The following is a 21,929-nucleotide window of genomic DNA, read 5'->3' on the forward strand; positions in this document are numbered from 1 at the left end:
AGGACACTCCCCCATGCACCAAGCCCTGATCGTCGCCCGTATGGCCCCGGGCTCCGCCCCCGGCATCGCCCAGGTGTTCGAGGAGTCGGACCGGGGAGAGCTGCCGCACCTCGTCGGAGTCGTCCGGCGCAGCCTCTTCCAGTTCGGCGACGTGTACCTGCATCTGATCGAGTCGGAGCGCGACCCCGGCCCGGCCATCGCCAAGGTCACGAACCACCCCGAGTTCCGGGACGTCAGCGAGCGGCTGACGGCGTACGTCAGCGCGTACGACCCCGAGACCTGGCGTTCCCCGAAGGACGCCATGGCGCGGCGCTTCTACCTCTGGGAGCGCGAACCGGCCGGCTGAGTCCGCGCCGGTGTCACCGGTCGCCGGGTCCGCGACGCTGCGGACCCGGCGACCGGTGGTTGTGGGCCGGTACGTCCGGCGGGTCAGCCGGGGACGTGGCAGTCGAAGGCGTGCAGATAGGGGTTGACGGGCCGGATGTCGTCGATGACGAGGCCCGCCTCGGTGAGCCGGCTCACCATGGACTCGGTGGTGTGCTTGGCCCCGCCGACGTTGAGGAGCAGCAGCAGGTCCATGGCGGTGCTGAACCGCATGGAGGGGGTGTCGTCGACGAGGTTCTCGATGACGACGACCCGGGTGCCGGGGCCGCCCGCCCCGATGACGTTGGCGAGGGTCCTGGCGGTGGACTCGTCGTCCCACTCCAGGATGTTCTTGATGACGTAGACGTCGGCCTGGACGGGGACGGCCTTGCGGACGTCGCCGGGGACGATCCGGGCGCGGTCAGCGAGGTCGCCGCCCTCGCGCAGCCGGGGCACGGCGTTGTCGACCACGCGGGGCAGGTCGAGCAGGGTGCCGCGCATCGCCGGGTACTTGTCGAGCAGGCTGGCCACCACATGGCCCTGGCCGCCGCCGATGTCGGCGACGGACTTGCTGCCGGACAGGTCGAGGAGGGCGGCGACCTCCCGTGCGGACTGCTCGCTGGAGGTGGTCATGGCCCGGTTGAAGACCTCGGCCGACTCGGGGGCGTCCTCGTTGAGGTAGGTGAAGAACTCCTTGCCGTAGAGGTCCTCCACGACGTTGTGGCCGGTGCGCACCGCCTCGTCGAGTTTGGGCCAGGCGTCCCAGGTCCAGGGTTCGGTGCACCACAGGGTGATGTTGCGCAGGCTGTGCGGGTCGTCCTCGCGCAGCAGCCGGGACATGTCGGTGTGGGTGAACATGCCGTCGGGGCGCTCGGCGAAGACTCCGTAGCAGGACAGGGCGCGCAGCAGCCGGCGCAGCGGCTTCGGCTCGGTCTTCACCGCGGCGGCGAGGTCCTCCACGGTCATGGGGGCCTCGCCGAGGGCGTCGGCGACGCCGAGCCGGGCCGAGGCACGCAGGGCGGCGGCACATGCCGCCCCGAACACGAGCTCCCGCAGCCGCATGGGTGGGGGCGGGGCGCTTTGAGCGGTCGTCATGTGCCGCCTTTCTTCTCGAGGGACCTGTCAGGGGGACGGGTGTCCGGTCAGCACAGACCCGCGGGCCGGGAGGCCTTGCAGGAGTTGTGCTCGAAGGTGTTGCCCTTGCCCTCGGTGTCGGTGACGACGAGGTCGGCCGGGGAGTTGCCGGACAGGGTGTTGTCGCTGATCCGGTTCCGGTCGCTGGTGGTGCCCACGAAGCTCTTCAGCAGGACGATGCCGCCGGAGAGCGAGGAGGTGCCGGCGTTGTCGCGGATCACGTTGCGGGTGATCACGCTGTCCTCGGCACCGGTGAGGACGATGCCGGTGCCCTGGAGGGCGTCGAGCCGGGCGGTCTTCGGGCAGGACTTGTTGTTGGCGACGATGCGGTTGTCGCGGACGGTGACGCGGCCGGCCTTGGGCTTGTTCTCGTCGCCGACGACGAAGACGGCCGCGCAGTTGCCGGTCATCTCGTTGCGGGCGACGGTGAGGTCGCGCAGCCGGCGGACGGTGACGCCGATCCGGTTGCCCTCCAGCTTGTTGCCCAGGACGCGGGTGCCCCGGGTCTCCGTGGCACCCTGCTCCTCCTTGACGGTGTTGGCGAGGAACAGTCCGGCGTCGCCGTTGTCGCGGGCGGTGTTGCCGCGCAGCAGCGTGCGCTCGGAGGCCTCGGTGGCGATGCCCCAGACGCCGTTCTTCTCGGCCGTGACGTTGCGTACGGTCAGCCGGTCGGTGGCGGTGGCGTAGACGCCGTTCTTGGTGAACCCGGTGACGGTCAGTCCGGCGACGGTGACGTCCTTGACCTTGTGGGCCTTGGTGCCGGTCACACAGATGCCGTTGCCGTCGGCGGCGCAGGTGCCGACGGCCTTCTTCTTGACCGGGGCGGGCCGCAGCACGGCGCGGGGGCCGCCGGCCAGCGTCACTCCGTCGGTGGCGACGGTGACGCTCTCGCGGTAGGTCCCGGCGGTCACGTACACGGTGTCGCCGGGGGCGGCGGCGTCGACCGCCTTCTGGATGGATTGTCCCTGCCGGACCACATGGGTCACGTGGTGGGGGTGCCCGGCGGCCGCCGGGGCGGCACCGAGCCCCGTCCCGACGATCGCGGCGGTGCACGCCAGGTACAGCACATGGCATTTCGTCATATTTCACAAGATATGTCCGGATGGTCCGGAAGCCGTGGCATGGGCCGTCCGGCGGCGTGTCCTCTCACCCGGCCTGGCGCGCGAACGCCCTGTACGCCCGCTCGTCGAACAGGACGAACCTGATCTCCTCGACCCGGGTCGGTGTGGTGCGTGCCGTCTCCACCGCGATGCGGGCGGCGTCGTCCAGCGGCCAGCCGTAGATGCCGGCCGAGACGGCGGGGAAGGCGACGGTGCGGGCGCCGAGTTCGTCCGCGACGCGCAGGGACTCGCGGTAGCAGGAGGCCAGCAGGGCGGAGCGGTCCTCGCTCGCGCTGTACACGGGGCCCACGGTGTGGATGACCCAGCGGGCGTCCAGCTCGCCGGCGGTGGTGGCGACCGCCTGGCCGGTGGGCAGGCCCCTGCCGTACTGCGAGGCGCGCAGACGGCGGCAGTCGGCGAGGATCTCCGGGCCGCCCCGGCGGTGGATGGCGCCGTCGACACCGCCGCCGCCGAGGAGCGAGGAGTTGGCCGCGTTGACGATCGCGTCCACGGACTGGCCGGTGATGTCGCCCTGGACGAGCGTGAGGGTGGTCATGGCTGTGTATACCAACCGGCGGCTCCGGTCGGCCCGCGCGTTTCGCGAGGTGTCAGGGCTGGGCGCGCAGTCTCCGCCATACGGCCTTCGCCGCGTTGTGGCCCGACATGCCGTGGACGCCGGGGCCCGGCGGGGTCGACGAGGAGCAGAGGAACACCGCCGGGTGCGGGGTGGCGTACGGGCGCAGGGAGAGCTTGGGGCGGAGCAGGAGCTGGAGGCCGGTGGCGGCGCCGGCGGCGATGTCGCCGCCGACGTAGTTGGCGTTGCGGACGGCGAGTTCGGCCGGGCCGGCGATCGCGCGGGCGAGGACGCGGTCGCGGAACCCCGGGGCGAACCGCTCCAGTTGGCGTTCGACGGCGTCGGTGAGGTCGCCGGTCCAGCCGTTGGGCACATGCCCGTAGGCCCAGAAGACCTGCTTGCCCGCCGGGGCGCGGGTGGGGTCGACGACTCCGGGCTGGACCGTGATCAGGAAGGGGCGCTCGGGTGCGCGGCCCTCCTGGGACGCGGCGCGCAGCGCGGTGCGGATCTCGGTGCTGTCGGCGGCGATCTGCACGGTCCCGGCCACCCGTGCCTCGGGCGCGGTCCAGGGGACCGGTCCGTCGAGCGCGTAGTCGACCTTGAAGGCGGCGGCGCCGTAGCGGAAGCGCGCGTAGTGGCTGCCGAAGCCGGCGATCCGGGCGAGGGCGGTGGGGGTGGTGTCGAAGACGTAGGCGCGGGCCGGGGGCAGGTCGTCGAGGCGCTTGACCTCGTAGTCGGTGTGGACGCTCCCGCCGAGGTCCTTCAGATAGGTGGCGAGCGCGTCGGAGATCGCCTGGGAGCCGCCGCGGGCCACCGGCCAGCCGCGGGCGTGCGCGGCGAGGGCGAAGACCAGGCCGACGGCTCCGGTGGCGAGGCCGCCGAGCGGGGCCATGACGTGGGCGACGAGTCCGGCGATGAGGGTCCTGGCCGGTTCGTCGCGGAAGCGGCGCATCAGCCAGGTGGACGGGGGCAGTCCGGCCAGGCCGAACCGGGCGAGGGTGACCGGGTCGCGCGGCAGCGCGGTGAGCGGCAGCGACATGAAGTCGCGGACGAGGGTGTCCCAGTGGGGCAGGAACGGCTCGACGAGGCGGCGGTAGGTGCCGGCGTCGCGCGGGCCGAAGGAGGCGGCGGTCTCGGCGACCGAGCGGGACAGCACGGCGGCGGTGCCGTCGGGGAACGGGTGCGCCATGGGCAGTTCGGCGTGCAGCCATTCCAGGCCGTACCGCTCCAGGGGCAGGGCGCGGAACGCCGGTGAGTTGATGCCGAGGGGGTGGGCGGCGGCGCAGGGGTCGTGCCGGAAGCCGGGGAGGGTGAGTTCCTCGGTGCGGCATCCCCCGCCCACGGTGTCGCGCGCCTCGAACAGCGCCACGGAGAAGCCGCGTCGGGCCAGCTCCACTGCGGCGGTGAGCCCGTTGGGCCCCGCCCCCACCACGACCGCATCGAGCATCGACGGCACTTCGACCCCTTCGTCAGCGGGCGGCCCCCGCAGCCCGGCGGCCTCCGGGGTCAGGATATGCCGGGGGTACGACACCCCGCCGAAGGGCACCCGTCCCGGCCGCCGGCCCGCTGCCGGGCGCACCGGGCGCCGGGGGTCGGCCCGCCGTGGACGGTCCGCGCGCCGTGGACGGTCCGCGCGCCGTGGACGGTCCGCTCGGCGTGGACGGTCCGCGCGCCGTGGACGGTCCGCGCGCCGTGGACGGTCCGCGCGCCGTGGACGGTCCGCGCGCCTTGGACGGTCCGCTCGGCGTGGACGTCAGTCCGTCGCCGGCGCACCACCCGCCAGCAGGTCCGCCACGCGGCGGGCCGTGGCCGCGTCGCGGGCGGCGGTGAACGGCAGGGAATTGCCGCCGGTGATGCGGAACGGCTCACCGGTGAGGGTCAGATGGGCGCCGCCCGCCTCCTCGACGAGCAGCAGTCCGGCCGCGTGGTCCCAGGCGGCCTCCCAGGAGAAGGCGGTGGCGTCCAACTCGCCCCGGGCTATGGCGAGATACTCCAGGCCGGCCGATCCGCAGGGGCGGGGCGCGACGCCCTCCGTGCGCAGGGCGAGCAGGGCGCGCTTCTGCTCGTCGGTGGTGTAGTCCGGGTGCGAGGTGGCGACGACCAGGTCGCGGCCGGGCGCGGGCGGTCCGGCGAACAGCCGCTCCCCGTCGAGGAAGGCGCCGCCGCCGCGCACCGCGGTGGCGAGCTGGTCGCGGGCCGGGGCGTAGGTCCAGGAGGCGAGGAGGACACCGCGGTGGGCGAGCGCGACCAGGGTGCAGAAGCCCTCCTCGCCGCGGACGAACTGCCGGGTGCCGTCGACCGGGTCGACAATCCACACCGGCGCGTCGCGCCGTATCGCCTCGTACGTCGCGGGGTCGGCGTGGACCGCCTCCTCGCCGACGACGACCGAGCCGGGCAGCAGGGCGCCGAGGGCCCCGGTGAGGAACAGCTCGGCGCCCCGGTCGGCGTCGGTCACCAGGTCGTGGGGACCGCTCTTCTGGTCGACCTCGTGGTCGGCGAGCTGCCGGAAGCGGGGCATGATCTCGGCCGCGGCGGCCTTGCGGACCGCTTCCTCCACGTCGGCCGAGTGACGGGCGAGAAACTCGTCCAAGCCGTTGAGGGATTCCATGTCTTGGATCATGTCCCCATGAGAGCACGCCCCACTGACAATCCCCACCCCGCCGGTGCACTCCGGGCGGAATCGGGATGAAGAACTGGTGCGGCCCGTACCGGACACCTCCGGCCGTCAACGGACGTCAGCGGTCGTCAGCGGTCGTCAGCGGTCGTCAGCGGTCGTCAGCGGTCGTCAGCGGCCCACCGCGTACCCCTGCATCCCGCGCGGGTTCGCCGCCGCCGACAGGATCCCGCTCTCCGGGTCGCGGGCGACGGCGCACAGCCGGCCCTCGGACCAGGGCGCGCCGACGGTCACGTCGTGTCCGCGCCGCCGCAGCCCCTCCACCACCTCGGCCGGCGTCCGGGACTCGACGGTGACACTGCCCGGCCGCATGCCGCGCGGGTAGAAGGAGGAGGGGAAGGAGTCGGTGTGCCAGTTCGGGGCGTCGATCGCGCCCTGGAGGTCGAGGCCGCCGCGCACGCGCGCGTTGTGGGCGACGGCGAGGAAGAAGTGCAGCTGCCACTGGTCCTGCTGGTCGCCGCCGGGGGTACCGAAGGCCAGCACCGGCACCCCGTCGCGCAGGGCCAGGGAGGGGGTGAGGGTGGTGCGGGGGCGGCGGCCGGGGGTGAGGGAATTGGGCAGCCCCTCCTCCAGCCAGGTCATCTGCAACCGGGTGCCGAGCGGGAAGCCCAGCTCAGGGACGACGGGGTTGGACTGGAGCCAGCCGCCGCTGGGCGTGGCCGCGACCATGGTGCCCCAGCGGTCGACGACGTCGAGGTGGCAGGTGTCGCCCCGGGTGAGGCCGTCTCCGGCGACCCGCGGCTCGGCGCCGGCCGGTGTGGCGACGGTCGGTTCACCGGCCCCCATCGGGCTGAACCCCGGCTCACCGGAGAGCACGGTGAGCGCCTGCGCGCCGAGCCGGGGCGGGCGTCCGCCGGGGCTGCCCGGGCGCAGTTCGTACGACGCCTTGTCGCCGACGAGCGTGCGGCGCCCCGCGGTGTAGTCGTCCGCGAGCAGGTCGGCCAGCGGGACCTCGGCCGCGTCGCCGTACCAGGCCTCGCGGTCGGCCATGGCGAGCTTGCAGCCCTCGACCAGCAGATGGACGTACTCCGCGGAGCCGTACGCGGGCAGCTCGGGCGGGAGCAGGGCGAGCTGCTGGAGGAAGGCCGGGCCCTGGCTCCAGGGGCCGGCCTTGCACAGGGTCCAGCCGTTCCAGTCGTACGTCGCCGGGGTCTCGTAGGCCGCGGACCAGCCGGCGAGGTCGGCGGCGGTGAGGGTGCCGGTGTGATGCGCGCCGCTGGTGTCCAGGGTGGGCCGGGCGGACTGGCGCAGCAGCGCCTCGGCGACGAAGCCGGTGCGCCACACCTCGCGCGCGGCCTCGATGCGCGCCTCGCGGCCCCCGGCCCCGGCGGTCTCGGCGAGGAGTCGTCGCCAGGTGGCTGCGAGGGCGGGGTTGCGGAAGAGCGCGCCGGGCCGGGGCGCCCGGCCGCCGGGCAGGTACACCTCCGCCGACGAGGTCCACTCGGTCTCGAAGAGTTCCCGGACCGTCTCGACGGTCGCGCCGAGGTTCTCCACGGGCGCGTGCCCGTGCTCGGCGTACCCGACGGCGTACTTCAGGACGTCGGCGAGGTCCTTGGTGCCGTGGTCGCGCAGCAGGACCATCCAGGCGTCGAACGCGCCGGGCACGGCCGCGGCCAGCGGGCCGGTGCCGGGGACGAGGTCCAGGCCGAGGCCCCGGTAGCGGGCGACCGTCGCGCCCGCCGGTGCGACGCCCTGCCCGCACAGCACGCGGACCTCGCCGCCGGCCGGGGCGAGCAGGATCGGGACCTCGCCGGCGGGACCGTTGAGGTGCGGTTCGACGACATGCAGGACGAACGCCCCGGCGACGGCGGCGTCACAGGCGTTGCCGCCGTCCTCCAGGACGGCCATCGCGGACTGGGAGGCCAGCCAGTGCGTGGAGGACACCATGCCGAAGGTGCCCTGGAGGGTGGGCCGGGTGGTGAAGCTCATCCCTGAAGGCTATCCGGCCGGAGATGGGGTCACGCGGGCTGCGGGGTGAGGCGTTTGTGGCCCTTGCGGTCGTAGTAGCGGGTCATCGCGAAGCCGAAGACGAGGGCCAGGGCCGTGCCGATCGCGATCATGATCCAGGAGCGGGTCAGCCCGGCGTCGCCGCGCGCGTCGAAGAAGAGGATGGCGCGCACGCCGTCGCTGAGCTGCCGCATGGGCTCGAAGTTCGACAGGAAGCGGTAGAAGTCGGGCACCGCCTGGAGGGGGACGGTGGCGCCGGAGGACGGCAGGCCGAGGACGATGAAGACGAACAGGGACACCAGCTGGCCGATGCCGCCGAAGGCCGCGTTGATGGCCTGGACGCCGAGGCCGACCGCGAGGGTCGCGCAGTAGGAGTAGATCCACAGCAGCGGCAGGTGCGAGGCGTCCATGTCCAGGACGACGACACAGGCGAGCATCACCAGCGAGACGCTGACGAGGGTGATGCCGGCGGTCATCACCATCTTCAGCAGCAGGGTCTGGGTGCGGTCGATCGGCACCGTGGGGCGGCGGGTGTGCCAGGGTCCGATCTCGTTGTCGGCGTAACCGAGGGCGGTGTCCACACCGTTGCTGATGACGTTGCCGCCCATGAAGCCGGCGAGGACGAGCAGCAGGGTGTAGTAGAAGGCGGTCAGACCGAGACCGCTGTGGGTGCCGATGGGGTGTCCGACCTGGGTGACGACGTTCACGGGGTCGGCGAGCAGCAGCGCCGTCGTGGAGTCGGCGGCCGGGGCGGCGGCGGTGAGCTGCTTGCCGATGCTCAGGGAGACCTGGTGGGCGGCCCCGGTGGTGATCCGGCTCGCCAGGGAGGAGCCGAGGCTGCCCTTGCCGGGGTTGGTGAGGGTGGTGATCGTCGGCCGCACGGTGGCGTGGGTGGTGGTGAGCGCGGTGAGGGAGTCGGTGAAGTCCGCGGGGATGACGAGCGCGCCGTACACCTTTCCGGAGTCCAGTTCGTCCTGGGCCTCGGCGCGGCCGAGGAGACGCCAGTCGACCGAGCCGCCCGCGGTGTCGGCGGCGATGGCGGCGGCGACCTGGGTGCCCAGGTTCTGCCGCTGTCCGGCGGGCGGGGCGCCCTTGTCGCTGTTGACGAGGGCGACGGGCAGGTCGCGCAGGTCGCCGTTGGGGTTGACGATGCCGCCCATGTAGAGGAGGGACAGCAGCAGGGCGAGCAGTCCGGTCAGGACCGTGGGCAGCAGCCACAGTTTGGGGCGGCCCAGCAGGGTGCGGGCGCGGGCCTCGGGGGCGGCGGATTCGGGCATGGCTCTCCGTAGGTGACTGGTCGTGGTGCCAATTTATCCCCGTACACCCGAAAAATCCGACGATATGTCAGGAGGGGCGTGCCTCGTCGTGCCCCATCGTCACCGCACGTGCACACTGCGAGTTTTCCCTTCCGCCCCACAGGGAGTCGTGTGACACTGGCGTCCTTGTCCGCACTGCGGACTGCTGTCCGCACCGTCCCCCACGAAAGTGCGCCGTGCGTTCTCTCCCACTGCCGCTCGCCCTCACCGCCCGTCTGACCCCGGTGGTCGTGCTGGCCTGCGCGGGCTGGGCGATGACGTCCGGTCCGGACGCCGACGCCCAGGACGGCGCGTCCAAGGACACGCAGAAGACCCAGTCCGAGAAGAAGGACTCCGACGGGGGCTCGTCCGAGGCCGCCGTGTCCAAGACGTACGACACCGCGCTCGCGCCCTGCACGAGCGTGGCCGTCAAGACGATCACCGCGCTGGTGCCGGGCGCCAAGACGGCCGGCAAGGAGATCCCCTCCACCGACACCAAGCTGCGCCGCACCTGCTCCTGGAACGCGCTCAAGGGGTTCGACTACCGCTGGCTCGACATCTCCTTCGAGATCACGGACTCGGACGCCGAGGCGCAGTCGTCGTACACGGACCGGCTGAAGGAGAAGAGCGGCGGCGGCGATGTGCCGGGCCTCGGCGACGCCGGGTACTCGGTGGTGAACCTGACCACCGAGGACAAGCAGCAGACCCGGGAGGGCACCGTCATCGCCCGGGTCTCCAACGCGCTGGTCGTCGTCACGTACAACGGCAGCGACTTCGAGTCGAAGAAGGCCCCCAGCACGGATGTGATCAACAAGGGGGCGATCAAGGCGGCGAAGGAGGCCGTGGCGGCGCTCCAGAAGAGCGCCGGCTGAGCGGCCCGTGACACGGCGACGGCCGGGAGGTCCTGGAGGACCCCCGGCCGTTTTCCGGTGGCCGTACGTCAGGCCGCGCTCCGCTCCCTTCGCCCGGTGACGGTCATCAGGATCAGGTACACCAGGGTCGAGGTGCCGAGGCCGACCGCCCAGCCGTAGTCGGCCAGCGGTTCCAGGGCCGGGATGGGCCGTCCGTCGATGATCGGCTTGAAGCTGGCACCGCCGACCGCGAGGACGCCGCCCGTCAGGAAGGCCGCCACGGCGGGCCAGTTCCAGCCGCCGTCGTACCAGTAGCGGCCGCCCGCGCGGTACAGGTCGGTCAGGTCCAGTCGGCCGCGGCGCAGGATCCAGTAGTCGGCGATGAGGATGCCGGCGACCGTGCCGAGCAGACCGCCGACCAGACCGAGCCAGGTGAAGATGTAGCCCTGCGGGTCGGAGTACAGCTTCCAGGGGAAGATCAGCACCCCGATGACACAGGTGGCGAGGGCGCCGGTACGGAAGCTGATCCTGCGCGGCGCCACGTTGGAGAAGTCGAACGCGGGCGAGACCAGGTTGGCCGCGATGTTCACCGACAGCGTCGCCACCAGCACGGTCACCAGCGCGAACAGCAGCCCGAAGACGTTGTCGGTCTTGGCGGCCAGCTGGACCGGGTCCCAGATCGTCTCGCCGTAGACGGCCTGCGAGCCGGAGGTGACCAGCACCGACAGCAGCGCGAACATCGTCATCGTCGTGGGCAGGCCGAGTGCCTGGCCCCAGGTCTGCGCCTTCTGCGACTTGCCGTACCGGGTGAAGTCCGGGATGTTCAGCGACAGTGTGGACCAGAAGCCGATCATGCCCATGAGGGAGGGCCAGAACAGCTTCCAGAAGTCGCCGCCCCAGCCGAGCTTGGAGGGCTGGTCGAGCAGCGGGCCGAAGCCGCCCGCCTTGTTGCTCATCCAGATCAGCATCACCAGCGCGCCGACGATGACGAAGGGCGCGGCCCAGTTCTCGAAGCGGCGGATGGTCTCCATGCCCCGGTAGATGATGGCCACCTGGATCGCCCAGAAGATCGCGAACGACAGCCACATGGTCCAGGGGTGGCCGCCGAACTCCCCGGCGTCGCTCCAGCCGTTGCCGATCAGCTTCCCGGCGAGGAAGTAGATCGCCTCACCGCCGATCCAGGTCTGGATGCCGAACCAGCCACAGGCCACCAACGCCCGTACGACGGCGGGGAGGTTGGCGCCGCGGATACCGAAGGAGGCGCGGGCGAACACCGGGAAGGGGATGCCGTACTTCGGTCCGGCGTGCCCGGTGAGCAGCATCGGGACCAGCACGATCACATTGGCCAGGGCGATGGTGAACACCGCCTGCTTCCAGTCCATGCCGACGGCTATCAGACCGGAGGCGAGCGTCCACGACGCCGTGTTGTGGGCCATGCCGACCCACAGCGCGGAGAAGTTGTACGTGGTCCAGGTGCGCTTGTCGACGGGAACCGGCAGCAGGTCCTCGTTGGCGTAGGGGCCGCTGGGCGGCGGGGATCCCGGGGCGAACTCCACGCGTCCGTCGGGGCGGGTCATTTGGTCGGACACGGATATGGCCGTGGGAGCGGTGTCGGTCATGGGCAGGCCAATCAAACGAGGGGCGGATCCGGAAAGGCCGTGCGGGGCCGGCGGGGCCGGGGAAGGGCGGGTGCGTTCCCGCGTCGGTCGGTGCGTGCTCTCGGCGTGGCGGACGGAGGCCCTCGTAGCGGAGCTACTTGGGTCTTCGTCCGGTGCGGCGAGAGTGCGTGCCGGGCGGCGTGGGGGCGTGCCTGCCCTTCCCCGGCCCCGCCTCCCCCTCCCCCGGGACGGTGAGGGAGGGGAGAACTGGAGTGGGGGGATGGGGAGTTGCTCCTGGGGAGGGGAGGGCGCGGGTCAGCCGTTGACGGCGGGGATCACCGTCGTGCCGTACGCGTCGATGACCTTCTCGCGCGCGTCGTGCATGTCGTAGACGGCGAACTGGTCGACGCCCAGCTCGCGCAGGGCGTGCAGCTTCTCGATGTGCTTCTCGACGGGGCCGATGACACAGAACCGATCGACGATCTCGTCGGGCACGAACGCGGTGTCGGGGTTGTCGCTGCGGCCGTGGTGGGAGTAGTCGTACCCCTCGCGGGCCTTGATGTAGTCGGTGAGTTCCTCGGGGACCTGGGCGGAGTGCGCGCCGTACTTGGACACCAGGTCGGCGACGTGGTTGCCGACCATGCCGCCGAACCAGCGGCACTGGTCCCGGGCGTGGGCCAGCGCCTCGGGCGAGTCGTCGTCGGTGACGTAGGCGGGGGCGGCGACACAGATCTTCACGTCACCGGGGTCCCGGCCGGCCGCGACCGCCGCGTCCTTGACCGCCTTCACCATGTACTCGGTGAGGTACAGGTCGGAGAGCTGGAGGATGAACCCGTCGGCCTCCTCGCCGGTCATCTTCAGCGCCTTCGGCCCGTACGCGGCCATCCAGACGGGAAGCTCCGCGCCCTCCTTGATCCAGGGGAACCGGATCACCGTGCCGCCGAGGTCCGCCTCCTGGCCCGAGCCGAGGGCGCGGATGACCTTCATCGCCTCGCTGATCCGGGCGAGGGTGTTCGGGGCGCGGCCGGCCACCCGCATCGCGGAGTCGCCGCGGCCGATGCCGCAGACCGTGCGGTTGCCGAACATGTCGTTGAGGGTGGCGAAGGTGGAGGCGGTGACCTCCCAGGTGCGGGTGCCCGGGTTGGTCACCATCGGTCCGACGGTCAGCCTGCTGGTGCCGGCCAGGATCTGGCTGTAGATCACGAACGGTTCCTGCCAGAGCACGGCGGAGTCGAAGGTCCAGCCGTAGGTGAAGCCGTTGTCCTCCGCGCGTTGCATCAGCTCGACGACCTTCGAGGCCGGCGGGTCGGTCTGCAGGACGAGTCCGAAGTCCATGGGCACCCTTCCTAGGTGAGGTACTGACAGGTGGAGCGCGGGGTGTAGACGCCGTGACCCGCGCGTCCGGTGTACTCCCGCTCGGTGATGACGAGTTCGCCCCGCGACAGGACCGTCTCGACCCGGCCGGTGAGCCGCCTGCCCTCGTACGCCGAGTAGTCGACGTTCATGTGGTGGGTCTCGGCGGAGACCGTCTGCTCGGTGTGCGGGTCGTAGATCACGACGTCCGCGTCGGCGCCGGGGGCGATGGTGCCCTTCTTCGGGTACATGCCGAACATCCGGGCCGGGGTCGCGCAGGCGATCTCGATCCAGCGGCGGCGGGTGAGGTGTCCGTCGACGACGGCCTGGTGGAGCAGGTCCATCCGGTTCTCGACGCCCGGCAGACCGTTGGGGATCTTGGAGAAGTCCCCGCGCCCCAGCTCCTTCTGGCCCACGAAGCAGAACGGGCAGTGGTCCGTGGAGACCACCTGGAGGTCGTTGGTGCGCAGGCCCTGCCACAGCTTGGCCTGGTGCTCCTTCGGCCGCAGCGGGGTGCTGCACACGTACTTCGCACCCTCGAAGTCCGGCTCGGCGAGGTTGTCCGTCGACAGGAACAGGTACTGCGGGCAGGTCTCGCCGAAGACGTTCAGCCCCTCGTCGCGCGCCCGGGCCAGCTCGGCGACGGCCTCCATGGCCGAGACGTGCACGACGTACAGGGGCGCGCCGGCGACCTGCGCGAGCCGGATGGCGCGATGGGTGGCCTCCGCCTCGAGGAGGGCCTTGCGGACCTCGCCGTGGTAGCGCGGGTCCCGCTCGCCGCGCGCCAGCGCCTGCTCCACCAGGACGTCGATCGCGATGCCGTTCTCGGCGTGCATCATGATCAGGCCGCCGTTGTCGGCGGAGCGCTGCATGGCGCGCAGGATCTGGCCGTCGTCGCTGTAGAAGACCCCCGGGTACGCCATGAACTGCTTGAAGGAGGTGACGCCCTCCTCCACCAGGTGGTCCATCTCCTTCAGCGTCTCCTCGTTCACATCGGAGACGATCATGTGGAAGGCGTAGTCGATCGCGCAGGTGCCCTCGGCCTTGGCGTGCCAGGCGTCCAGGCCGTCGCGCAGACTGCGGCCGACGCTCTGCACCGCGAAGTCGACGATCGTGGTCGTACCGCCCCAGGCGGCGGCCCGGGTGCCGGTCTCGAAGGTGTCGGAGGCGAAGGTGCCGCCGAACGGCAGCTCCATGTGGGTGTGGGCGTCGACCCCGCCCGGGATGACGTACTTCCCGGTGGCGTCGATGACCTGCCCGTCGGTCCAGGCCTCGGCGGCCGGGGTGCCGGAGGCGGCGAGGGCGGCGATACGGCCGTCCTCGATCAGGACGTCTGCGTGGATCTCGTCGGACGCGGTGATGACGAGACCGCCGCGGATGATTTTACGGCTGCTCATTTTTTTCCGGCTCCGGAGAGGTAGGGGGTCGGGTGCGGGACGTCTGGGGTTGATCGCGCAGTTCCCCGCGCCCCTAGAAGCAGCAGGGGCGCGGGAGAGCTGCATGCGTCACGGTGCCGTCAGCGGGCCGTACGCCTCCGGGCGGCGGTCGCGGTAGAACTGCCAGCGGTCGCGGACCTCGCGGAGCTTGGCCATGTCCAGGTCGCGGACGACGAGTTCGGTCTGCTTGTCGCTGGCGACCTCCCCGACGAACTGGGCCTCCGGGTCCACGAAGTAGGAGGTCCCGTAGAAGTCGTTCTCGCCGAGTTCCTCGATGCCGACCCGGTTGATCGCGCCGACGAAGTACTCGTTGGCGACGGCCGCCGCCGGCTGCTCCAGCTGCCAGAGGTAGGCGGACAGACCGCGCGAGGTGGCCGAGGGGTTGAAGACGATCTCGGCGCCCGCGAGGCCGAGGGCCCGCCAGCCCTCGGGGAAGTGGCGGTCGTAGCAGATGTAGACGCCGATCCGGCCGACGGCCGTGTCGAAGACGGGCCAGCCCGCGTTCCCGGGGCGGAAGTAGAACTTCTCCCAGAAGCCCTTGACCTGCGGGATGTGGTGCTTGCGGTACTTGCCGAGGTAGGAGCCGTCGGCGTCGATCACCGCGGCGGTGTTGTAGAGGACGCCCGGCTGCTCCTCCTCGTACATCGGGAGCACCAGGACGATGCCCAGCTCCCGGGCGAGCGCCTGGAAGCGCTGGACGATCGGGCCGTCCGGGACCTGCTCGGCGTACTCGTAGAACTGCGGGTCCTGCACCTGGCAGAAGTAGGGCCCGTAGAACAGCTCCTGGAAGCACAGGACCTGAGCACCCTGCGCGGCCGCGTCGCGGACCGCCTGCTCGTGTACCTGGATCATCGATTCCTTGTCGCCGGTCCAGGCCGTCTGGAACACGGCGGCGCGGATCACTCTGCTCATCGGGACCTCCGGTCGCTCGGTGTGAGAGGACCTTAGAAAGCCCGCGAGCCCGCTTTGAGTTGCACGGTGTCACGTCTGAGGGAGCTGGGCGTGCCACCGTGTCACGTCCGCCAAGTCCCATGTTTCACCGCCGTTTTCGCAGGTCGTTCCATGTTTCTGGGGTGTTGCCCGGGGCTGCCGGGACCGGTGGGTCAGGCTTGCTGGGCGTCGTGCGCGAGCAGCGCGATATGGACCGAGGCGGCCTGTTCGAAGTCGTCCAGGTCCACCCCGAGCCGGGCCTGTATCGCCTCCAGACGGCGGTAGAGGGCCGGCCGGGAGACATGGTGGAGCTGGGCGGTGCGGGACTTGTTGCGGCCGGTGGCGAGATAGGTGCGCAGGACGGCGAGGAGGTCGTCGCCGTCCGCGCGGAGCAGTCCGTCCAGCTCGCGTTCGGCGAAGGCCTGGACGTGCGGGTCGTCCCGCAGCAGCCGGATCAGACCGCGCAGATGGACGTCCCTGAGCCGGACGACGGGCGGCAGGTCGAGGGCGGCCGAGGAGTCGGCGACGGCGTCGGCGACGTGCTGGGCCTCCCGCAGCCCGGCCGGGACGTCCTCCCAGAGGGTGCGCCCCCCGGCCGAGGCGACGACCGTGCGGGACTCACCGGACTCGGTGCGCAGCCGGACCGCGAAGTGCGCGGCGAGAACCTCGGCGTCCTGGTCGCGGGCGAGGCTGAGCAGCACGGCGGTGGCCCCGTCGGCGAGCTCCGCGACCAGCCCGGGCAGGCCCAACAGGCGGAGCATGCGGTCGAGTTGGGCGGGGTCGCCGTCCCGGACGACCAGGGGGACGAAGGTGCGCCGGTTGACGGGCAGTCCGGCCGCGCGGGCCCGGGGCAGCAGCTGCCGGGCCGGTACGACACCGGAGGCGAGGTCGGTGAGCAGGCTCTGCGCGGACTGCTCCTCCCAGGTGTGGGCGGAGGCGCCGCCGAGCATGCGGTGCAGGACGAGGGCCTCGGCGGCCCGGTCGGCGAGCAGCCGGCCGCCGGCGGTGTCGCCGCGGTAGCCGCAGAGCATGATCTCGCCCCACCGTTCGCCGCGGCCGCCGAGTTCGGCACGGATCCAGCCGTCGCCCTCGCTGCCGCCGGCCTGCCGGGCGATGCGTTCCCAGTCCCGCAGCACGTCGTCGACCGCCGACCGCTCCCCGCCGGTGGCCAGCACCCGGTGGGCGAGGTTGGTGACGACGACGGGGCAGCCGGTGTGGTGGGCGATCTCGTCGAGCAGCCGCTGCAGCGGTGCCCCGGCGGTCATCAGCCCGGTCAGGGCGGTCCGTACGGCCTCCGAGAGGCTGACGGCGGCGAACTTGCGGCGCACGAGCCGGGACTGGACCTCCTCGGTCAGCTCGGCGAACGGGAACGGCCGGTGCAGCACGACCAGGGGCAGCCCGCAGCGCTCGGCGGCGCGCCGCATCGCGTCGGGCGGGGCGGGGAAGGCGCGCCCGAGGCCGAGGACCACGGCGGCGGCCTCGGCGCGGTGCAGGGACCGGATGTACTCGGCCTGGGCGGTCTCGTCCCCGGCGAGCAGCACACCGGTGGTGAGGACCATCTCGCCGCCGGTGAGCATCACGCCGACGTCGGGTGCCTCGGCGACGTGCACCCAGCGCACCGGACGGTCGAGCCGGTCCGCGCCGGCCACCACCTCGGGGTCGCCGGCCAGGACGCGTTCCAGGGACAGGACCTGACGGACCGACAGGGCGGGTTCCAGGGGCTCGACGGGGCCCCAGGTCTCCAGGGTGGTGGTCATGGCGGTGTTCCCTTGCTCGACCGGCGCGGTGGGCGCCGGGACTGCGCGGCGGATGCCGCTGCTACTGCGTGCTCCTCAGCGCGCTCTCGAGGATCGCGGCGCCCTCCTCGGCCTCCGCGACGGTCAGGGACAGCGGCGGGGCGATCCTGAGGGCGCTGGTGTCGTGCCCGCCGCCCTTGCCGAGCAGCAGGCCGCCCGCGCGGGCCGCCTCCAGCACGGCGGAGGCCCGCTCCGGGTCGGCCCGGTCGGTGCCGGGTCTCGTCAGCTCGACGCCGATCATCAGGCCGCGGCCGCGCACCTCCCGTACGCCGGGGTCCTGGGCGGCGACGGACCGCAGCCGCTCGATGAGCAGTCCGCCGACGCGGCGGGCGTTGCCCTGGAGGTCGTGTTCCAGGAGGTAGGTGAGGTTGGCGAGGCCGGCGGCCATGGTGAGCTGGGTGCCGCCGAAGGTGGAGATGCTGTTGGCGTCCAGGCAGTTCATGATCTCGGCACGGGCGATCACCCCGCCGATGGAGGAGCCGTTGCCGATGCCCTTGGCGAAGGTGACGATGTCGGGCGGGCCGCTCTGGCCGTGCGCCTGCCAGCCCCAGAAGTGGTCGCCGGTGCGGCCCCAGCCGGTCTGGACCTCGTCGGCGATCCACAGGACGCCCCGCTCGTGCAGCACGTCCCGGAAGGCCGCGTACAGGCCGTCGGGGGGCGAGGTGAAGCCGCCGACGCCCTGGATGGGCTCGGCGATGAGGGCGGCGGGCGGGCGGGTGTGTCCCAGCAGGTCCTTGAGGTCGTCGACGCAGGCGGCGATGTACGCCTGGTCGTCCAGCCCGGCGAACGGGCCGCGGCCGCGCACCCCGCCGTGCACGTACAGCGTCTGGAGCGGGGACAGCGAGGTCGGGGACCAGCCGCGGTTGCCGGTGATGCCGACGGCGCTGAAGGAGCGGCCGTGGTAGCTGTTCCGCATGGCCAGGACCGTGTTGCTGCGCCGGTAGGTGGTGGCGAGCAGCAGGGCCGTGTCGTTGGCCTCGGTGCCGGAGGTGGTGAAGAAGACGCGGGCGTCGGGGATGCCGCTGAGCTGGGCGACCCGCTCGGCGAGCTCGACCATCGGCCGGTTGAGGTAGAGCGTCGAGGAGTGGACGATGCGCCCGGCCTGCTCGCCGACCGCCTTGGTGACCTCGGGCAGGGCGTGGGCGGTCATCGTCGTGAGGATCCCGCCGAAGAAGTCCAGGTAGCGGGTGCCGTCGGCGCCCCAGACGTGCCGACCCTCGCCGTGGGTGATCTCCAGCGGCTCCTCGTAGTAGAGCGCCAGCCAGTCCGGCAGGACGTTCCGGTGACGCGCGTACAGGTCGCTCACGGCTGTACCAGCCCTTCATAGGCGTCGGGGCGGCGGTCGCGGTAGAAGGCCCACTGCTGCCGCACCTGTTCGATCAGGTCGAAGTCCAGGTCGCGGACGACGAGTTCCTCGCTCCTGTCACTCGCGGCCTCGCCCACGAACTGCCCTCGCGGGTCGACGAAGTACGACGTCCCGTAGAAATCGTTGTCCCCGTACTCCTCTACTCCCACACGGTTGATCGCGGCGACGAAGTACTCGTTGGCGACGGCCGCGGCGGGCTGCTCCAGCTGCCACAGGTGGCTGGACAGGCCGCGGTGGGTGGCGGAGGGGTTGTAGACGAGCTGGGCGCCGTTGATGCCGAGCTGCCGCCAGCCCTCGGGGAAGTGGCGGTCGTAGCAGATGTAGACGCCGATCCGGCCGACGGCGGTGTCGAAGACGGGCCAGCCGAGGTTCCCCGGCCGGAAGTAGAACTTCTCCCAGAAGCCCTTGACCTGCGGGATGTGGTGCTTGCGGTACTTGCCGAGGTAGGAGCCGTCGGCGTCGATCACTGCGGCGGTGTTGTAGTAGAAACCGCTCTGCTCGACCTCGAACACGGGGACGACGATCACCATGCCGGTCTCGCGCGCGAGGTCCTGCATACGACGGACGGTGGGCCCGTCCGGCACCGGCTCGGCCCAGCGGTAGTGCTCGGGCTCCTGCACCTGGCAGAAGTAGGGGGCGTTGAAGACCTCCTGGAACCCGATCACCTTCGCGCCCTGCCGGGCCGCCTCGCGGGCGTGCGCCTCGTGTTTCGCCACCATGGACGCGGTGTCGCCGGTCCAGGTCGCCTGGACGAGTGCGGCACGTACGACGTCGGTCATGAGCTGCTCCTTCGACGGGACGTCAGAGCCTCTACGCCCGTAGACGAAGGTCGTAGAGGGACGAACGTAAGCCTCCGGGAGGGGCTTGCCAAGACCATCGTCGTTAACCCGCGGAGTCGATCGCGTTTCACACTCACGTGGGTGATCCGGGAGGCGTACGGCGTACCGCGCGCCTCCCGTCAGGCGGAGAAGCCGGCCACCCGCAGGGCGTGGACCAGGTCCCAGCGGCGCTGTTCCGAGACGCCCCGGGCGGCCTCCAGGAGCAGCGGGACGAGGGTCCGGGGGTCGGGGGCGGCGCTGCGGGCGGCCTCCTCCGGGGTGCGGACGCGGACGTAGGCGTCGAGCAGGGCACGGGCCTCGCGGTGGCGGCCGCCCGTGTGCAGCCCGCGGACGGCCTCCCCGATCTCCTCGGCCGGGCGGGCGACGCCCTGCCGCAGGATCTGCTCGCCGTCGGCCGCGCGCCCCACCGCGACCAGGGCGTCCGCGGCCTCGATCAGCCGGTCGGCGGGCAGGGAGGCGGCCTCCCAGAGCAGGGTGGTCCAGTCGGCGCTCAGCCCGGCGCGCTGGAGCTCCGCGGCGAGCAGCGGGATCCGGGCGGCCGGCCAGTACGCCAGCTCGACGAGCAGCGCGTGCGCCTCGCCGCTGCGGCCCTCCCCGCGCAGCCCCACCAGCCGCTCCACCGCCCGCACGGTCTCCCGCCGCGCCTCGGCGTCCAGCGGCTCCCGCTGCGGCTCCTCCCGCCGCTCCGCGCGGGCGGCCGCCCCGGCGAACCGGGCGCCGCGCAGCGCACGCCGGGCGGCGGGAGCGGGCTCGGACGCCACGGGCGCGGCACTCGGCGGTACGACGACGGCGTCGCCCTCCTCCTGAGCCATCCCGGCGAAGCGCGCACTGCCCCGCCGCCGCTTCTTCTGCTTGGCGCCCTTCTCGGGCTCAGGGACGGCCTGCACGCTCCGGTCGGGGGCCGGCTCGGCTTCCTCACCGGGGGTGAGGTCGCCGGTGCCCTGGTGTGCGGATCCCCGCCGAGGAGCCGGCTCGAACACGGAGACGGAGTCGAAGACGGAGGTGGAGGTGGGGGCGGAGGGGGCGGCCGGGGCCGGGCCAAAGACGGAATCGGGGGCCGGATCGAAGGCGGAGGGGAAAGCCGGGGCGAAGGCGGACGGGGAACCGGCTGCCGGGCGGGCGGCGCCTCGGCCGCCCGCCGAGGGTTCCCCTTCGCGGGCGGGATCCGGGGAACCGGCCGCCGCACCGACGCCGTACCCGGAGGTACCGGGCACCGGCACCGCCTCGGCCCGCGGGTACCCACCGGGGGCCGACATCGCCTCGGCGTGCAGGTGACCGCCGGGAGCCTCGGCAGCCTCGGACCGCAGGTGCCCGCCGGGATTCTGAGCAGCCTCGGCGTAAAGGTGACCGCCGGGGGCCTGCGCAGCCTCGGCGTAAAGGTGCCCGCCGGCATCCTGAGCAGCCTCGAACTGCGCGTGACCGCCGGAGGCCTGCGCAGCCTCGAACTGCGCGTGACCGCCGGAGGCCTGCGCAGCCTCGGATCGCAGGTGGCCGCCGGAGGCCTGCGTGGCCTCGGTTTCTCGTGGGTGGCCGCCGGGGCCGGGCGCCGGTTCACCGACGCGCCGTGGGTCCTGGCGGGGTGTCTCGGCCTGTGTGCCGTGACCGGGGGCCGCGGGGCCGCCCTGCGCTCCCCTCACGCCCCGGGCGTCACTCCCGCCCCCGTTCCCGCTCCCGCCTCCGTACGAAGGCGTACTCCCGTACGTGCTCGACGGCCGGCGTACCGCGTCGGCGTCGGTGATCCGGGCCTCCCCCGCCCGGCGCTCCCACTCCGTCATCCGGTGGCGGAGTTCGGCGCAGCGGGCGACGGCGCGTTCGTGGTCGTCGTGGGCCCAGGCGAGGTCGAGGCGGATGGCCTCGGCCTCCTCCTGGGTGGCCGCGGCGCCGAGCAGACGCCCCAGCTCGGCCTGGCGTTCGGCGGCGTAGCGCTGTTCGCGGAGCATCACGTCGAGCCGGTCGCCGAGCGCCTCACGGCCGCCCGGACGCGCGTCGTACGCGAGGAGCGCCGCGGCGTGCAGGGACCGGGCGCGATCGGCCTCCTGGGCGGCGGCCGGGGTGCCGTACTCGGCGGCGAGGTCCTGGAGCACCGCTTCCACGACGTCCCAGGGCGGCATCTCCCGCCCGTCGAGGCAGGCCTGCATACCGTCGGGGTCACGCTGCCAGAACACCGCGCACCAGCCTGCGCCCTGATCGAGGCGCGCCAGCAGCCCGTTCAGGTAGTTCGCGAACTCCCGCACCCGGCCCGGGAGTTGATCCACACCCATCGCACAGCTCCCGCCCGACCGGAACACTCCGCCCGTCAGAAAACACCAGCAGTGTTACAGCCGGGCTACGACGAGTTTTCAAAGCGGACGCGGAGGGCGCCGCACGCGACCTTGGCCGGAAAGAGCCCCCGCCCCGACCGAGTTGCCGACGCTCTCACACCCCGGCCATCGCACACCGCCCGGCCAGCTCGTCCATGGACAGCCCCAGCGCGACGGCCAGCGCGGCGACGGTGAAGAACGCCGGAGTCGGCGCCCGTCCGGTCTCGATCTTGCGGAGGGTCTCGGCGGAGATGCCCGCGCTCGCCGCGATCGCGGCCATGCTCCGGCCACCGCGCGCCTCACGCAGCAACCGTCCGAGCCGCTCGCCGCGCTCGCGCTCTTCGGGGGTCAACGGGTTACGCACCATGCCGTC

The 21,929-nt window shown here is 72.4% G+C and carries 18 protein-coding genes; 2 read left to right on the forward strand and 16 right to left on the reverse strand.

All coding sequences use genetic code 11. The annotated features are described in order from the left end of the window. The first annotated feature begins 13 nt into the window (after positions 1-13). The gene (locus ABZ490_RS15340; protein ID WP_340374834.1) at positions 14-346 is read left to right on the forward strand and encodes a TcmI family type II polyketide cyclase; all 333 of its coding nucleotides are present in this window, start codon (positions 14-16) and stop codon (positions 344-346) included. A gap of 83 nt (positions 347-429) precedes the next feature. On the opposite strand, the gene ABZ490_RS15345 is transcribed toward ABZ490_RS15340, so the two are convergent. From ABZ490_RS15345 to ABZ490_RS15375, 7 genes are all read right to left on the reverse strand, one after another. Further along, on the reverse strand, positions 430-1,458 hold the full coding sequence (locus ABZ490_RS15345; RefSeq protein WP_358989416.1) for a methyltransferase: 1,029 nt from the start codon (positions 1,456-1,458) through the stop codon (positions 430-432). A 47-nt stretch (positions 1,459-1,505) separates the two neighbouring features. Next, positions 1,506-2,579, reverse strand: coding sequence for a right-handed parallel beta-helix repeat-containing protein (locus ABZ490_RS15350; protein WP_358989418.1), 1,074 nt, complete (start codon positions 2,577-2,579; stop codon positions 1,506-1,508). Positions 2,580-2,643: 64 nt separating this feature from the next. Then, positions 2,644-3,153 carry an O-acetyl-ADP-ribose deacetylase gene (locus ABZ490_RS15355; RefSeq protein WP_358989420.1) on the reverse strand — a complete coding sequence of 170 codons (510 nt, stop codon included), beginning with the start codon at positions 3,151-3,153 and terminating at the stop codon, positions 2,644-2,646. A gap of 52 nt (positions 3,154-3,205) precedes the next feature. Continuing rightward, positions 3,206-4,618 (reverse strand): NAD(P)/FAD-dependent oxidoreductase, encoded by a 1,413-nt coding sequence (locus ABZ490_RS15360; RefSeq protein ID WP_358989422.1) that lies wholly within the window; start codon positions 4,616-4,618, stop codon positions 3,206-3,208. Positions 4,619-4,924: 306 nt separating this feature from the next. Further along, a complete protein-coding gene (locus ABZ490_RS15365) occupies positions 4,925-5,791 on the reverse strand; it encodes an inositol monophosphatase family protein (protein WP_358989424.1) in 867 nt (288 codons plus the stop codon). A gap of 165 nt (positions 5,792-5,956) precedes the next feature. After that, positions 5,957-7,774, reverse strand: a complete 1,818-nt coding sequence (locus tag ABZ490_RS15370) for a gamma-glutamyltransferase (protein WP_358989426.1) — start codon at positions 7,772-7,774, stop codon at positions 5,957-5,959. A gap of 29 nt (positions 7,775-7,803) precedes the next feature. Continuing rightward, entirely contained in the window at positions 7,804-9,069 is a 1,266-nt protein-coding gene (locus tag ABZ490_RS15375) for a DUF3533 domain-containing protein (RefSeq protein WP_358989428.1), read from the reverse strand. Between the two features lie 215 nt (positions 9,070-9,284). Between ABZ490_RS15375 and ABZ490_RS15380 the strand changes: the two genes are divergently transcribed. Beyond that, a complete protein-coding gene (locus ABZ490_RS15380; RefSeq protein WP_358989430.1) occupies positions 9,285-9,959 on the forward strand; it encodes a hypothetical protein in 675 nt (224 codons plus the stop codon). Between the two features lie 68 nt (positions 9,960-10,027). Here the strand turns inward: ABZ490_RS15380 and ABZ490_RS15385 are convergent, their stop codons facing one another. From ABZ490_RS15385 to ABZ490_RS15425, 9 genes are all read right to left on the reverse strand, one after another. Then, positions 10,028-11,557: an NCS1 family nucleobase:cation symporter-1 gene (locus ABZ490_RS15385; RefSeq protein ID WP_358989432.1), complete on the reverse strand. Its 1,530-nt coding sequence runs from the start codon at positions 11,555-11,557 to the stop codon at positions 10,028-10,030. A gap of 294 nt (positions 11,558-11,851) precedes the next feature. Then, positions 11,852-12,871, reverse strand: a complete 1,020-nt coding sequence (locus tag ABZ490_RS15390) for a TIGR03842 family LLM class F420-dependent oxidoreductase (protein ID WP_358989434.1) — start codon at positions 12,869-12,871, stop codon at positions 11,852-11,854. A gap of 11 nt (positions 12,872-12,882) precedes the next feature. Continuing rightward, positions 12,883-14,286, reverse strand: coding sequence for a dihydropyrimidinase (gene hydA, locus ABZ490_RS15395; RefSeq protein ID WP_358989436.1), 1,404 nt, complete (start codon positions 14,284-14,286; stop codon positions 12,883-12,885). A 108-nt stretch (positions 14,287-14,394) separates the two neighbouring features. Beyond that, positions 14,395-15,237, reverse strand: coding sequence for a nitrilase-related carbon-nitrogen hydrolase (locus ABZ490_RS15400; protein WP_358989438.1), 843 nt, complete (start codon positions 15,235-15,237; stop codon positions 14,395-14,397). Positions 15,238-15,428: 191 nt separating this feature from the next. Next, a complete protein-coding gene (locus tag ABZ490_RS15405) occupies positions 15,429-17,012 on the reverse strand; it encodes a PucR family transcriptional regulator (RefSeq protein WP_358989440.1) in 1,584 nt (527 codons plus the stop codon). A gap of 61 nt (positions 17,013-17,073) precedes the next feature. Beyond that, positions 17,074-18,357 carry an aspartate aminotransferase family protein gene (locus ABZ490_RS15410; protein ID WP_358989442.1) on the reverse strand — a complete coding sequence of 428 codons (1,284 nt, stop codon included), beginning with the start codon at positions 18,355-18,357 and terminating at the stop codon, positions 17,074-17,076. Beyond that, positions 18,354-19,196, reverse strand: coding sequence for a nitrilase-related carbon-nitrogen hydrolase (locus tag ABZ490_RS15415; protein WP_358989444.1), 843 nt, complete (start codon positions 19,194-19,196; stop codon positions 18,354-18,356). The genes ABZ490_RS15410 and ABZ490_RS15415 overlap by 4 nt, the downstream gene beginning before the upstream one ends. A gap of 179 nt (positions 19,197-19,375) precedes the next feature. Continuing rightward, positions 19,376-21,517, reverse strand: a complete 2,142-nt coding sequence (locus ABZ490_RS15420) for a hypothetical protein (protein ID WP_358989446.1) — start codon at positions 21,515-21,517, stop codon at positions 19,376-19,378. Positions 21,518-21,671: 154 nt separating this feature from the next. Beyond that, positions 21,672-21,923 (reverse strand): helix-turn-helix domain-containing protein, encoded by a 252-nt coding sequence (locus ABZ490_RS15425; RefSeq protein WP_358989448.1) that lies wholly within the window; start codon positions 21,921-21,923, stop codon positions 21,672-21,674. Between the last annotated feature and the right edge of the window lie 6 nt (positions 21,924-21,929).

Origin of the sequence: Streptomyces sp. NPDC005811 (assembly GCF_040630405.1) — a bacterium.
In the GTDB taxonomy this organism is placed as follows: Bacteria; Actinomycetota; Actinomycetes; order Streptomycetales; family Streptomycetaceae; genus Streptomyces.